1 protein-coding gene is annotated in these 409 nt (G+C 71.1%); it reads right to left on the bottom strand.

The window, feature by feature from the left end:
* The coding region (locus AA75_RS35755) for a carotenoid oxygenase family protein (RefSeq protein WP_033824560.1) at nucleotides 1-395 on the bottom strand (395 nt) is incomplete at its 3' end.
* Nucleotides 396-409 lie beyond the last annotated feature (14 nt).

The following is a 409-nucleotide window of genomic DNA, read 5'->3' as shown; positions in this document are numbered from 1 at the left end:
CCGACGGTGTCCAGGTCCCGGGTCAGCTCGAACGGCAGGTTGGCCTCGCAGAGGGCGAGCAGGCGTCCGCCGTGCTCGATGACGTGGGTGCCGGCGGTGCTGGCGGTCAGGTCGGGGCCGTGTTCGGTCATGTACGGTGCGCCGTCGAGGGCCGGGGTGTGCACCCAGCGGTTGCGGTACCACTCGGCGCGGCCGTCACGCAGCCGGATGCCGTGGACCATGCCGCTGCCCTTGAACCAGTGGGTGGGGGTGACGCCGGGCTTGGGGTTGTGACTGTTGCGGATCAGCCGGCCGGTCAGCTCCGGGGGCAGGGTGCCCTCGACGGTGAGGGCGGTGGCGGTGATCTCGTCGGCGACGGGGGTGTAGTGGCCGGTCAGGTACGGCTTGCTGGTCATGTTCGGTTCCTCGG

The organism is Kitasatospora sp. MBT63, assembly GCF_000710465.2.
Lineage (GTDB): Bacteria > Actinomycetota > Actinomycetes > Streptomycetales > Streptomycetaceae > Kitasatospora.
This window is presented reverse-complemented; position numbering and strand designations above follow the sequence as displayed.